This is a genomic window from Shewanella sp. LZH-2 (genome assembly GCF_016859145.1).
Taxonomy (GTDB): domain Bacteria; phylum Pseudomonadota; class Gammaproteobacteria; order Enterobacterales; family Shewanellaceae; genus Shewanella; species Shewanella xiamenensis.
Genome location: NZ_CP069350.1, coordinates 2,942,938 through 2,957,516 on the forward strand (window position 1 = coordinate 2,942,938; position 14,579 = coordinate 2,957,516).

Below are 14,579 nucleotides of genomic sequence, written 5' to 3' on the forward strand. Positions count from 1 at the left end.
GTGCAATTATCGCGCAATCCCACAACCCTGTGACAACACATGGGTCTCAGTACAAGATGCTGTCACAATTTCAAGATAAAATTTACATTGATTATAAAAGCTTACTTCTTTTAAATAACAAGGAGTCTAGGCATAATGCCAATGTTTTGACGCAAAACCCCATAGCAACATATGCAAATGGAATATAAAAATAACAATGGCTAACGGCACCGCGATTCCTCCGCCTTAGTCGATGCTCAAGCAATGGAAATCCTATGAGTGACAGCACATTTTTTTTTGGTGAATGGCAAGTCAATCCCAGCGCCAACAGCCTACTCCTTGGTAAACAAGTTAAACAACTTGAACCTAAGGCGATGGATGTGTTGTTATTTCTCTGCCAAAACGCCGGTGAAGTGGTCAGCAGCGACGAGATTGTCAGCCATTGCTGGCCGGGAGTCGACACGGGTGATAATCCACTGCACAAAATTATCAACCAGTTACGTCGCGCCTTAGGCGATAGTGCCACCGAATCCCGTTACATTGAGACCATTCGCAAACGCGGCTATCGCACCTTAGCCGAGGTTCGCTTTCCCGTCGGCCATGAGGCCAGCGCCACGCCACAAACCTGGCAAGGCGGCTCGCCGTTTCCGGGCCTGCAAGCCTACAGCGCCAACTATGCCGACGTATTCTTCGGCCGCAGCGAGCAAATTAGCACGCTGTTAAATCGCATTAGCCAACAAATCCAGTTTGGCCGTGCCTTCTGCTTAATTTTAGGCCCGAGTGGTAGCGGTAAATCCTCCTTAATCAATGCCGGTGTATTACCTAACCTTATGGCCGCCAATGGCTTTAATGGCGTTGGGGTTGTGGCCTACAGCAGCCTCGATTTTGCCGATGTCAGCAAGGGACAACTGCTCACCGATCTGGCCAGTGCCATGCTCGACTGGGAGCTAAACGACAGCCCAGTCTTTGAGGGAATGAGCGCCGATACGCTTGCCGCCAAGCTTGAACAAGATCCACAAAGCATTGTCGATATATGTAAACAAAGCCTTAAAAATCAGACCTATGCTACACCACGCTTTGCCTTATTTATCGATCGATTAGAAGTCTTATTATCATCGCCGCTGTTTAGCGACGCCGAGCGCAGCGCCTTTATCGAGCTATTAGAGCGCCTTGCCACTTCCCATGCGGTGTTGATTCTAAGTGCCTGTCGTAATGACTTTTATCCGTTGTTGGTCAATTACCCCAGCCTGATGGCGGGCAAGGCGCGCGGCGCCCATTTCGACTTAGCGCCGCCCACTCGCACCGAGCTGTTGCAGATGATCCGCCTGCCGGCGATTGCCGCCAATTTAACTTGGGACATTGACAGCGACACTGCCATGCCGCTCGATGAAATGCTCTGTAGCGATGCGGCCAGCAACCCAGACGCGCTGCCCATGTTGCAATACACCTTGCAGGCGCTGTATTTACAACGCAGCGACGATGACAAACTATTGGTCTCTGTATATCGCACCTTGGGCGGCATCGAAGGCGCTATCGGTAAAAATGCCGAGCAGGCCATCTCCCATTTAAGCGAGGCCGAAAAGGCCAGTCTGCCGCGGATTTTATCCCTGTTAGTCACCCTGCGTGAGGATGAAAAATCCATCACCAGCCGCACCGCCCGCTGGTCGCAGTTACAAAGCGCGGCTGAAACCGCCCTAGTGCAGGCTATGGTCGATAGCCGCTTATTTGTGTCCCATCTGCAAAATGGTGAGCCCTGTTTTAGCATCGCCCACGAAGCCCTGCTGCGCCGCTGGCCAAGGGCAACGGCGTGGATCAGCGAACATAACGACAGCCTCAGCATTAAGAGCCGACTACAGCATTTATCCCAGCGCTGGCTCAGCGAAGCCAAACACAGCGCCTATTTGCTGGCCGAGGGTAAACCCTTAAAAGAGGCCCAAAGCCTTAGGCAAAATCCCTTATTTGACTTAGACGAGCGGGAAACCGACTTTATTGCCGCCTCCAGCAAACGCGCCACTATGCTGCGCTGGACGAGGCGCATTACCGTCGCCCTGCTGTGCGTACTCACCTTAACCTCGGTCATTATGAGCGTTCGCAGTATCGAAGCCGAAAAGCTTGCCCAGCAAAAACGCCTCGCCGCCGAAGATCTGCTCGGGTTTATGGTGGGTGACTTCGCCGATAAGATGCGCGGCATCGGCCGGATGGACTTACTCGACGGCATCAGTAATAAGGCCTTGGAATATTTCACGGATTTCTCCAGCCAAGACGATGAAAAGTACTTAAGCTTCGACGCCCGCTTCCAGCATGGGCAAACCTTAGAGGCCATGGGCGAAGTCGCCTATTCACGCAATAAAATCGATGAAGCCCGCAGCGCCCTACTCGCCGCGCAGGAAAAAATGCTGCCGCTACTCGAATTGCAGCCAGACAACTTAGCCCTGCTAAAAACCTTAGGCGCCAATGCCTTTTGGTTGGGTCAGCTTAAATATGATGTAAGTGATTGGGCTGCCACACGCCCCTTCTTCGAGCAGTATTTAGCCTATAGCCAAACCATGTATACCCTAGCGCCTGAGGATAGAGATGCGCTGATGGAGCTGTCCTATGCCCATAACTCGCTGGGTTCTGTTTCCATAAACCAACAGGAATTTGCTAACGCGCAGCAAGATTTTGAGGAGTCATTACGATTAAAGCTATTGGCACTGGCCAAAGCCCCCGAAGATAGCCAACTGATTGCCGATGTGGCCGATACTCGTTCTTGGTTAGCCAGCGCAGCTGTATCACAAGGAGATATAAATACGGCTATCCAAATCCATGAGGAAATACAAAAAACCTTGGCAACCAAAAATCTTGAAAAACAACCTTATTTGCTCGATAGGCTCACAGGAAGTTATCAAAACATCGCCACACTTTTAAGTTATCAAGGTCGCCTAACAGAAGCGTTGAATAAAGCCTCTTTGGGACTTGCTACTATTGAGTTTGCATTTAAACAAGACCCTGAAAATGAGCGTTGGAAAAGATTAAAATATTATTCTTATTCACAACTTCTTGAATTAAGCACAAGTAAAAGCCAATATTTGGAAATTGAAAAATCAACTAACATCAATTTTGATGACAAATCTTTATTGGTCAAGTCCTCAACATACAAAGATATCTCTGCAAAAATCTTCTTATCCGAAGCAAAACTCATGCTAAATATTGGGAACTTAAATGAGAGTTTGCGACATGCAAAATTAGCAACCGAATCATATAGAGAATTAGTAAACGATTTTAATCAAGAAATCACCTACATAGCAAACCTTGCTATAAGTGAGTTACTACAAGCTAGCATCTATAAAAAACTTGGCCAATCACCTTACAGCATCGAGTTATGTAAAAAGGTAAAACAACAAATAAAGCCTTTTACTGAAAAAAACAAAGACCCAATATTTATGATTTCCTATGCAAAATCGCTAGATTGTTTAGGGGAACTTGATACAAATAAAGAACTTATTCTTTTTTTAGAAAAAAAAGATATTAAAAATATTCGATTCTAACCACAGAAGGAAAATAAACATGACGGCACCACAAGGCTTTGCACAATTTATTAAAGTGAATGTCACCCTAGAAAATGGAGAACCTGTATTTATCTATACCGATGCAAACGGGCAGCAGTGCCCAGGTGATGTGACCATTACTCAAGCGGGTACTGTAACTTACCTGCTCAATGACCAAACCGGTAAAGGGCTAAAATTTGTCGGTGTAGGTTTTGTGACCCCGTTTGATGAAATTGTTGATGCAGTCACCATCAGCAGCGATGGTATGTTAGTGCAACTTGTTGACCTAGATAGAACCCCAGGCACCACTAAATTCCAATTTGTGTTGAGTAATACAACAAATACCTTACTTGTGTTAAGCCCAGATCCGCAAGTTATCAATCATCCTAAAAACTGAGGTCTACAGCCTAATTCGCTAAGATAGCTTGGGACAGCTAACCCTGTCCCTTTTTTACGAAAAGCGAGGACAGCCATGTCTTTTTGTGCTTTATCCCCTCTTCTACTAGCCTTACATTATCTTGATTGCGTCTGTTTGGAGCGAGTCATGACCTCGGCCAGAAAAGCGAGGACAGCCATGTCTTTTTGTGCTTTATCCCCTCTTCTACTAGCCTTACATTATCTTGATTGCGTCTGTTTGGAGCGAGTCATGACCTCGGCCAGAAGAATGCTTATCGATGCCAATACAACCCCCTTCTATCATGTGATTAATCGCTGTGTCAGAAGGGCTTTTTTGTGTGGTGAAGATAAACTCACTGGGCGCAGTTATGAGCATAGACGTGGCTGGATTGTCTATAAAATCAAAGCCTTGCCTGCGATATTTTGTATTGATATTTGCGCTTATGCGGTGATGAGCAATCACTATCATTTAGTGCTTAAAATTGACGTCGAGAAGGCTAAATCGTTAACGCAAAAAGATATGATAAATAAGTGGGGACAGCCATGTCTTTTTGTGCTTTGTCCCCTCTTCTACTAGTCTTTAGATTATCTTCACCTTGTCTGTTTGGAGCGAGTCATGACCTCGGCCAGAAGAATGCTTATCGATGCCAATACAACACCCTTCTATCATGTGATTAATCGCTGTGTCAGAAGGGCTTTTCTGTGCGGTGAGGATAAACTCACTGGCCGCAGTTATGAGCATAGACGTGGCTGGATTGTCGATAAAATCAAAGCATTATCCACCATCTTTTGTATCGACATTTGCGCCTATGCAGTGATGAACAACCATTACCATTTAGTGCTTAAAATTGACATCGAGAAGGCTAAATCGTTAACGCAAAAAGATATTATCAGTCGCTGGTGCCAAATCACTAAAGGCCATGCCATTGCCACTAAGTATATGAATGGTGATGCATTAATCGACGGAGAACGCATGTTACTCGATGCCTTAATTGTCGAATGGCATGAACGCTTATCCAGCATATCTTGGTTTATGCGATGCCTAAATGAAGAGATTGCCCGTAAAGCCAATCGAGAAGATGAGTGCAAAGGCGCCTTCTGGGAAGGTCGTTTTAAATCCCAAGCTTTGCTAGATGAACAAGCCTTACTAGCCTGCATGATGTACGTGGATTTAAATCCTATTCGAGCTGGCATTGCCGACTCTTTGCAATCCTCTGATTTTACATCGATTCAAGAGCGCCTGAATGCGCTTTCATCTAACAGCGTCACACCACTGTCAACCCAACCCCCTGTAGATAACACTCAGCCATTACCACATAAACCCCTCGTAAAATTTGATGGTGCAACGCATCTCCATCAGCAAACGGGCATCCCCTTTCATTTTGCCGATTATCTTGAGCTTATCGATTGGACCGGCCGCGCTATCCGCCATGATAAAAAGGGCTTTATTGATAATCAGCGACCTAAGTTACTTAATGAATTAGGCATAGCATCCGATGCCTGGTTACTTTCAGCCAAGGAGTTTCGCCGACAGTACAGTGGCATAAGCGGTCGATGGGATGCAATGTGTGCATTTAAACACAAGCAAGGTGGCAAATGGTGTCGAGGAAAATCCCATAGCCAAGCACTACATCCCGAGCAAACTAATGGACTTACATTGCATTAAATTGACCCAATAACAAGTATACGACTCAATCTTGAGGCCTCAGATTAGGGGCTATTTAACCCAAATTTTGCGAGATGTAAGCAAGCACCCAGCCAACCACGCCCTAATCGCAGACAAAACGACTCAGAAGGTAAAAAAATAAAACATTTAAAATCATATGATTATACCAGAAGGTAAGCAGAAGGTATCTTTTCTTCCACCAGAATAAAGTCATCCTCAGAAAAGCGCCTAGCGCAGATGATTAAAGTTCACGGAGAAAGATAACAATGACAAACTCACCGAAACTGGCACGCCAACAACCCGCCTTATCCATTGTCGATGAGGCTGTATTGCCCGCAACTCAGCATGCAAAGGCTGCCGAGCTACCGCTGAACTTTTTCGAGCATTCTTCCCTCGAGACCATTGAACTCTTTATTCAACATTTAACCGAGCCAGTGATCCTAGTGAATGCCAATGGCTTTATCCGTTCATGCAATCAACGTAGTGCCGAGCTGCTCGATTGCCCGCAGGCGAGTTTAAAGGGCCAAGACTGGCGCAATTTTTTGACCGAACATCATCAAGCGCGCTATGACAATCTCCTGAGCCACGATGTGCAATTAGGCACCAATTGTGGTCACCCCGTGCAGCACCCAGCGCAGGAAACCACGCTGATCTGCGCCTCTGGTAAGGCCAAAGATGTTGAATTGTCTATCTCTTATATTCCCAGCCATGAACCTGTGTTTGTGATGGTGATGCACGATTTAACTCACCATAAAGCAGAAAACCAAAAACTGCGTAAGTTGGCCGCCACCGACTCCCTCACCCAACTGGCGAACCGACGTTATTTTGATGAAATGCTGCAACAACATTGGGATGAATGCACCGCTAAACTGCGCCCTATCAGCGTAGTGATTATCGATGTGGATTATTTTAAGGTGTTTAATGATCAGTTTGGTCATATCCAAGGTGATGAATGCCTTAGAAAAATTGCCAAAGTGATCGCCACCATTGTGCCTATCGAAATCGGTCTTGCAGCCCGTTATGGCGGCGAAGAATTTGCGCTGATCCTGCCTAATCACAATGCCAAAATGGCGCTGACCATAGCGCAAAAAATTCAGCAAGGGATTAATAATATTCGCTTTACCGACCAAGGGCTCAGGGATTATGTCTCGGTAAGCGCCAGCCAAGGGATTGCCAGTGAAGTCAATGGCCAGTTCCGTACCTCACTCGCCATGGTATGCGCCGCCGATACCGCGCTTTACCGCGCCAAGGCCGATGGTCGCGATAGAATTAATACCTCGCTGTGATGATATTTGTCTGAAATAAAACCAAAGGTTTATGCATGACATAACCACAAGGATGTCACCCATGAAAACCTCAAAAAATATCTGTTTTAGCTCGAATAACTTAGTTCAAGACCTCGCTCAAGAAACATCAGAAAATACGGCTAAAGTCGTTTTATTAGGCTCGAAAACACTCGATATTTTCACTTGGCAAGCTTGGATAAAAAACCAACATGGAGGACTAGTATTTCAATATTGTTGTGAGTTTAATCATACGGGCTTTATTGTGAAGATAAATGCACTTGGCAATATTGAATCGGTTGTTAATAGCCGATTATTATCGATTGAAATGGCTTCGATGTCAGGTGATTTAAATGATGATTATTGGCATTTATTATCCATCAGCTACCAATATCATAAGCTAAAATGTTATATCGATGGCGATGAAATCGAAGTTCAACAGCAAATTATCCCTTTAACAGATAACCGTGTATTAAAGGCTATGTCCAATAACGCATTATCTTTTGAAGGAGAAATGACTAACATCAGTTTAATTGAACACTACTTAACAGACTATCAAATCCTAAATTATTATCTGCAACCTGATAGTCAGTCATCTATCACCGAAAACAATATTTATACTGCACAAGATAAACATTCCCTAAAAAACATTCATTCAAACCCACTTAACTCAACAAGGCAAGATGTGATGCTAGTTATTTTTAATGATACGAAATATAAATTCATTAAAAACAATCTAACCACAAATAATTTCAAAAAACAGCTATCTAATATTATTCCAGCCAATGATCGTTGTGCTTATATAATTGAATCAAATAATCAAAATTGGCCACACTTTATTTATCATGCTAATTATTTTTACGAAGAGGATCCCGATATTGCGTTAAATTTTGATATATTAAAATCTCTCACACCTAATCGTTCCCGTGTTCATTTGCAGCTTACCAACGAACTGACATTTGATTGCTTTATCAGTCAATCTACTTCGAGTCGATTAATCGCCGAAATTCGTATCAGTGAAAATATCGATTTTACGCTAGCCAAACATGCTCTGCGCTTTATTAAGGATTATTAAAATCCTAGGATTGAGCGTTGCTCGCTCCGACAAGCGGATGAGCACTTAAAGACTGAAGCGATCCCCGTTATAGCGTGGTTCATAAAAAGCCCCTTACCATTTGCAATACAGCGACCTTTTATCCTAAATACCTGCGTCTAAGTATGCGATATCAGGATCGTCTAATCCCAATAAAATGCTCCCCCTTCGAAACAGCTAGTTTGCACGATACCCAAAGCACAGTCGAATACCTCGCTAGCCTAGCAAGATATTTTAGGGCAAACTCAGCGTCCTTACCCGTTGGACTGTTTCTACAGTACTGGACTGTACGCTAAAGGTGACACATGAATCCACCTCCTACTTTGGCCTTGCTCTTTGCCCTATTGGCTGCCACCTTAATGGGCACGATTGGCGTATTCGCACGCTTTGCAGCTCTGCCAGCCGAACATATTACCTTTTACCGCCTGCTACTCGGCGCGCTATTTTTAATGGCCTATATGCTGTTAACGGGAAAAAGACAGCAAATTCGCCATAAACCGAGCAAACGCACCTTGATAAATGGCGCTATGCTCGCCGGATTTATGGCTTTTTATATTGAGGCCATTCAATACACTCAAATGGCAACCGTGATTATGATCATCTACCTCGCGCCTGTGGTGTCTTCGGTATTTGCGCACTTTGTGTTTAATGAAAGACTCAACCGATTCAGTATGGCAAGTGTGGTACTCGCCTTAGCAGGCTTTATATTAATGCTGCCCATCACATCGAGCCAGTCGCTATATGATTATGAAATATTGGGATATTTTTATGCATTATTGTCGTTACTGACCTATAGTGGCTTTATCTTAATCAACCGCAAACCGAGTGCCGCCTCGCCCTATCAAAGTACGCTGGTACAGTTAGGTGTTGGCGCTTTATGCCTACTTCCCTTAGTGTTAACCACACCCTTAGTACCCAGCCTGAATCAATTTGCTTGGCTGCTGGCAATTGGGTTCTTTCCGGGATTTTTAGCTATTCTGTTTGCAGTAAAAGCTCTAAATCAATTGCCATCAATCACCTACGGCACACTCTCCTATGTGGAACCTGTGGTGGTGGTCACTCTGGCGTGGTGGTTATTTAATGAAACATTAACCGCACAGCAATTGATAGGTGTGGCACTGATAATGCTGGCGGGTATAGCACAAGGTTGGTTAAGCCAATACAAAGCCCTAAAAAGCTCTGAAAATCCCTCTGTTTGCCACCATGAATAAATGAGTAAAATATAAACTAAATCTTTTTGATAGGAGCATCACTTGAAAAAACTACTCTTAATGATCAGTGCTTTGGTCCTGACAGGCTGTCTAGGAATGCCTAACTACGTCGAACCCGTTAAAGATTTTAAACTCGACCGCTATTTAGGCAAATGGTACGAGATTGCGAGGCTTGACCACTCCTTCGAGCGCGGATTAACCCAAGTTTCTGCCGAATACAGCCTTAAGCCCGATGGCGGCGTTAAAGTCATTAATCGGGGCTATTCTGCCGCCAAACAGGAATGGAAAGAAGCCGAAGGTAAAGCCTATTTTGTGAATGGAGAGAACGAAGCCTACTTAAAAGTCTCCTTTTTCGGGCCGTTTTATGGTTCGTATGTAGTCTTTGGGCTCGACCAACAAAATTATCAATACGCCTTTATCTCGGGGCCAGATACGGATTATTTATGGCTACTAGCCCGAACTCCAACCGTGTCCCCTGAGGTGATTAAGCAATTTGTCGACATGGCGAGCGCCCGCGGCTTTGACACTGACAGCTTGATTTATGTCGAACAACAAGCCGAGGCAAAACAATAACCGCTAAGCCGAGGCTAACACTCAAGGTAAACACCATAAACAAAAACGCCGCTCAATAAGCGGCGTTTTTTATCTGATCACTTAAGGCTATTTAAAACAAGTAATTAGCCTTCGATACCCTTGCTCGCGAGGAACTCATCATAGGTGCCCTTGAAGTCATTCACGCCGTTAGGAGTAATTTCAAGGATACGGTTTGCCAATGACGATACGAATGCACGGTCGTGACTCACAAACAACAAGGTGCCTTCGTATTTTTCAAGCGCATTGTTTAAGGATTCAATCGATTCCATGTCCATGTGGTTGGTCGGTTCGTCCAGCATCAGGATATTTGGCTTTTGCATAATCAGCTTGCCAAATAACATCCGGCCCTTTTCACCACCCGAGAGCACTTTTACGGACTTTTTAATGTCGTCGGCGCTAAACAGCATACGGCCTAAAATACCGCGTACCGCTTGGTCGTCATCTTCAGGTTTACGCCACTGGCTCATCCACTCAAAAAGCGTCATGTCGTTAGCAAAATCAGACTCGTGATCCTGCGCGTAATAACCGATATTGCTGTTTTCAGACCATTGGATATGGCCTTCATCCTGAGGAATATCATGGATTAATGTACGCAGCAGCGTGGTTTTACCCACACCGTTCTCACCGAGGATAGCGATACGCTCGCCTACTTCGACAATCAGGTTTAAGTTTTTAAACAGTGGCTTGTCGTAACCTTTAGCCAAATTCTCAACCACTAACGCATTACGGAACAGTTTCTTTTCCTGCTCGAAACGAATGAATGGGTTAACACGGCTCGAGGCTTTAACCTCATCCAGCTTGATCTTATCGATTTGACGGGCACGAGAAGTTGCTTGTTTTGCCTTAGAGGCGTTGGCAGAGAAGCGCGCCACGAAGGTTTGTAGCTCAGAAATTTGCGCTTTCTTCTTGGCGTTGTCAGCCAGCAGACGCTCACGGGCCTGAGTCGCTGCTTGCATATATTCGTCGTAGTTACCTGGGTAAACACGCAGTTCACCGTAGTCTAAGTCAGCCATATGGGTACAGACTGAGTTTAAGAAGTAACGGTCGTGCGAAATGATGATCATGGTGCTGTCGCGTTGGTTCAACACGTCCTGTAACCAGCGGATAGTGTCGATGTCCAAGTTGTTGGTGGGTTCGTCGAGCAGCAATACATCAGGATCCGAGAACAGAGCCTGCGCCAATAATACCCGCAGCTTTAAACCAGGGGCGATTTCAGACATTAAACCGAAATGGCTTTCAATACCGATACCTACGCCAAGTAGCAGTTCACCAGCGCGAGATTCAGCGGTGTAACCGTCCATTTCGGCAAATTCCATCTCAAGGTTTGCCACGGCAATGCCGTCTTCTTCGCTCATTTCAGGTAAAGAATAGATACGGTCACGCTCTTGCTTGACCTTCCACAGTTCACGGTGGCCCATGATAACGGTGTCAATCAGCGTGTATTCCTCGTAACCGAATTGGTTCTGGCTGAGTTTACCCAGACGCTCATTGACGTCTAAAGATACGTTACCGCTGCTCGGCTCTAGATCACCGCAAAGGATCTTCATGAAGGTTGATTTACCGCAGCCGTTCGCACCGATAAGACCGTAACGGTTACCGCCGCCGAATTTAACTGAGATGTTTTCAAACAGTGGCTTAGCGCCAAACTGCATGGTGATATTCGCTGTTGTGATCAAAATGAACTTCCAAATCGAGTAATGTTGGCCAGACTATTGGCTGCGCATATAAGCATAAACCAATTTCCACCAGCCTGAGGGGGTAAAAATAAACGTGGCACTATAGCAGTTTGGGCTAAATTATCAACTAAAAAGCCCCGTGAGCCGCGCATGCTTAAGCGATTCTGAGCCATGTAACCCAAAGATAACTGTTTATTTAACCTGAATTTTTACAAATACAACCCAAGATAATCCTATTGGATGACAACTGAATTAACATTGCATTTTTAGCCAGACAATCCAAATACCGCCCACTGAACTGGGCGGTATTTGTAAGCCCCCGCTCACTCGCGGGCCGATAAACAATACCAATACGTTACAGTTTTTGCTGTCTTAAACGGTTCGCATTGGTGACCACAGTTAAAGAAGACAGCGCCATCGCTGCCCCGGCAATCACAGGGCTTAACAGCATCCCTGTGAGCGGATAAAGCACGCCCGCCGCCACTGGGATACCTAAACTGTTGTAGATAAAGGCCCCAAACAGGTTCTGTTTAATGTTGCTAATGGTCGCGCGGGAAAGTGCCAATAAGTTAGCAATCACTATCAGCTGATGTGACAACAGTGTCATATCCGCGCTTTCGATCGCCACCTCTGTACCCGATCCCATAGCGATCCCCACATCGGCGCTCATCAAGGCGGGCGCATCGTTGATACCGTCCCCCACCATGGCAACCACATGGCCTTGCTGCTGTAAGGCTTTAATATGCTGCTGCTTTTGTTCGGGTAACACACCCGCAATCACTTCCTCTATGCCTACTTGAGCTGCCACCGCCTGCGCCGTTTGTGGATTATCTCCAGTCAGCAGCACTACTCGAATGCCCTGTGAGCGTATTGCACTAATCGCTTCTTTCGCATCGGCTTTTATCGGGTCGGCAATGGCGATAGTGGCCACTAACTTGCCCGCCTTAGCGACATAAATCGGCGTTTTGCCCTGTTTGGCAAATTGCGCGGCGGCTTCTATCGCAAAGCCTGAGTGGTTGCCTGTCACGCCCTCCCCTGACTGCACATCAAATGCCGCCATTAAGGCTTGATTCCCCACTAAAAAGTCGGCGCCATCGACTCGCCCTTCAATGCCCTTACCCTGATGATTGGTAAAAATCTCGGTTGCGGGCAATGGAATCGAGGCTTGCTTAACATAGCTGACCATTGCGCTGGCCAGCGGATGCTCTAAATGCTGCTCAAGACTGGCGATAGCGCCAAGTAGTACGTGCTTGTCTTCATCACTAAGTGCTTGGTCATTACCTTCAATCCAATGGATATCAGTCACTTGGGGTTTACCCTGAGTCACTGTGCCGGTTTTATCCAGCACCACGCAATCAACCTTGCTGGCGCTTTGCAGTGCTTCACCATTTTTAACCAAGACGCCCATTTGAGCAGCGCGGCCAACGGATACCATGATAGACATAGGTGTCGCTAAGCCTAAGGCGCAGGGACAGGCGATGATCAGCACGCTGGTGAGCACCACAAGCGCATGACTAAGCGCGGGTTCTGGCCCAACAAGATACCAAATCGCCGCCGCGAGTAAGGCGATAACCACGACCGTTGGCACAAATACCGCCGAAATGTTATCGGCCAGACGACCAATCGGCATCTTTGAGGTTTGCGCCTCCTGCACCAGTGCGATAATTTTGGCAAGGCGCGTATCCTGCTGCCCTGCGGTCACTCGGTAGACTAAACTGCAGTTACCATTAACTGTACCCGCACTGAGATTATCCCCAACATGCTTTGGCACAGGAATAGGTTCGCCCGTTAGCATGGCCTCATCGAGTAATGACTGGCCGGACTCCACCACGCCATCGAGTGCGACCCTGTCGCCGGGGCGAAGTCTGAGTTTATCGCCTAATTTAAGCTGACTGATTTCCACCTCTTCATCGCCATTGTCGCCAATACGAATCGCGGTAGAAGATTGCAGGCCGAGTAAGCGCTGCACCGCTTCGCTAGTTTTGCCCCGAGCTTTGAGTTCGAGGGCATGGCCTAAGTTAATCAAGCCTAAGATCATCACGCTCGCCTCAAAGTACACGTGGCGAGTGTCCATTGGAAACGCACTCGGGATAAGCACCACCAGCATGGAATAGAGCCATGCCGTGCTGGTACCTAACACGATTAAGGTATCCATATTGGTAGTTTTGGCTTTAAGCGCGCGCCACATTCCCTGATAGAAATGGCGCCCGGTACCGACTAAAAGTGCTAAAGTGACTAAGCCCATAATGCCCCAGCCAAGCTGCATGCTAGGGCGATTAATCATCATTTCACCGCCCAGTAATCCCCATAACATCATAGGGATACCAACCGCGAGTGCGGCGATAGCCTGACGCATCCGCAGGCGATACTCCACCGCATCTTCGACCCGCTTTTCCTCTGCGGCCGCCTTTGCGTCCACGATCAATTGAGCGGGATAACCCGCCTTGTCCATAACAGCCAGCGCCGCATCACTGCTCATCTTGCCATCGACAGTCACTTGCTTATCGGCGAGATTGATACGGGCACTCACATTCGGTTCGGCCGCAAAGGCCTTTTCAATTTTGGCCACACATCCCGCACAATTCATGGTGGCGACATAGAGTTTTATCTGCGACATGGAAGATCCCTCACTTGAACTTAACCGCTATAGGGTTAAGATAAAGTCTCCCATCACGGGAGAGTCAAGGGTGTTTTTGTGGCAAGTATCACACTTGTCTGCACGAGTCTTTAGAACAGATAAGAACTGAGGTCAGTATGAAAATTGGTGAAGTCGCGAAGCACACAGGGTTAAGCGTCAAAAGCATACGCTATTACCACGATATCGGCCTTGTCTGTGGCGAGCGTAACGAGGCGGGATACAGGGTGTATCGCCATCGGGATATCGAATCGCTGAAATTTGTCCACCAGTGCCGCGACTTAGGTTTTAGCCTTGAGGATTGCAAACTCCTGCTTGGCCTTCGCAATAACGATAGCCGCAATGCCGAAGATGTGAAGCAACTCACCCGCAACCATTTGGCCTATGTTGAGGATCAAATTGGTAAATTGCAGAATCTTCGTAGCCAGTTACAGCAAATGGTCAGCGAGTGCCAAGGCGGCGAACAGCCCCACTGCGCCATTATTGATAGTCTTAACCATCAACCCTAAGCTCTTTTCA

10 protein-coding genes and 1 pseudogene are annotated in these 14,579 nt (G+C 46.4%); 9 read left to right on the plus strand and 2 right to left on the minus strand.

All coding sequences use genetic code 11. The features are described 5' to 3' along the window. Positions 1 to 254: 254 nt before the first annotated feature. The 8 genes and pseudogenes from JM642_RS13075 (at position 255) to JM642_RS13110 (ending at position 9,728) form a co-directional block, all read left to right on the plus strand. Positions 255 to 3,506 carry a winged helix-turn-helix domain-containing protein gene (locus JM642_RS13075; RefSeq protein WP_203431935.1) on the plus strand — a complete coding sequence of 1,084 codons (3,252 nt, stop codon included), beginning with the start codon at positions 255 to 257 and terminating at the stop codon, positions 3,504 to 3,506. Between the two features lie 19 nt (positions 3,507 to 3,525). Then, positions 3,526 to 3,903: a DP-EP family protein gene (locus JM642_RS13080; RefSeq protein ID WP_055646971.1), complete on the plus strand. Its 378-nt coding sequence runs from the start codon at positions 3,526 to 3,528 to the stop codon at positions 3,901 to 3,903. A 249-nt stretch (positions 3,904 to 4,152) separates the two neighbouring features. Then, a pseudogene (locus tag JM642_RS13085) lies at positions 4,153 to 4,437 on the plus strand (alpha-amylase family glycosyl hydrolase); the annotation flags it as partial. Between the two features lie 81 nt (positions 4,438 to 4,518). Next, complete coding sequence (locus JM642_RS13090) at positions 4,519 to 5,568, plus strand: transposase (protein WP_203431936.1); 1,050 nt, start codon at positions 4,519 to 4,521, stop codon at positions 5,566 to 5,568. Between the two features lie 266 nt (positions 5,569 to 5,834). Beyond that, the gene (locus JM642_RS13095) at positions 5,835 to 6,854 is read left to right on the plus strand and encodes a sensor domain-containing diguanylate cyclase (protein WP_188871745.1); all 1,020 of its coding nucleotides are present in this window, start codon (positions 5,835 to 5,837) and stop codon (positions 6,852 to 6,854) included. A 61-nt stretch (positions 6,855 to 6,915) separates the two neighbouring features. Next, on the plus strand, positions 6,916 to 7,926 hold the full coding sequence (locus tag JM642_RS13100) for a LamG-like jellyroll fold domain-containing protein (RefSeq protein ID WP_203431937.1): 1,011 nt from the start codon (positions 6,916 to 6,918) through the stop codon (positions 7,924 to 7,926). 323 nt (positions 7,927 to 8,249) lie between these two features. Continuing rightward, entirely contained in the window at positions 8,250 to 9,155 is a 906-nt protein-coding gene (locus JM642_RS13105) for an EamA family transporter (protein ID WP_203431938.1), read from the plus strand. 42 nt (positions 9,156 to 9,197) lie between these two features. Then, positions 9,198 to 9,728, plus strand: a complete 531-nt coding sequence (locus JM642_RS13110; RefSeq protein WP_088585804.1) for a lipocalin family protein — start codon at positions 9,198 to 9,200, stop codon at positions 9,726 to 9,728. Between the two features lie 104 nt (positions 9,729 to 9,832). Here JM642_RS13110 and JM642_RS13115 read toward each other — a convergent pair whose 3' ends face one another. Further along, entirely contained in the window at positions 9,833 to 11,425 is a 1,593-nt protein-coding gene (locus JM642_RS13115; RefSeq protein ID WP_203431939.1) for an ABC-F family ATPase, read from the minus strand. 355 nt (positions 11,426 to 11,780) lie between these two features. After that, complete coding sequence (locus tag JM642_RS13120; RefSeq protein ID WP_203431940.1) at positions 11,781 to 14,042, minus strand: heavy metal translocating P-type ATPase; 2,262 nt, start codon at positions 14,040 to 14,042, stop codon at positions 11,781 to 11,783. A gap of 137 nt (positions 14,043 to 14,179) precedes the next feature. Here JM642_RS13120 and JM642_RS13125 point away from each other — a divergent pair, with 137 nt between their 5' ends. Further along, positions 14,180 to 14,569, plus strand: a complete 390-nt coding sequence (locus tag JM642_RS13125; protein ID WP_188871737.1) for a Cu(I)-responsive transcriptional regulator — start codon at positions 14,180 to 14,182, stop codon at positions 14,567 to 14,569. Positions 14,570 to 14,579 lie beyond the last annotated feature (10 nt).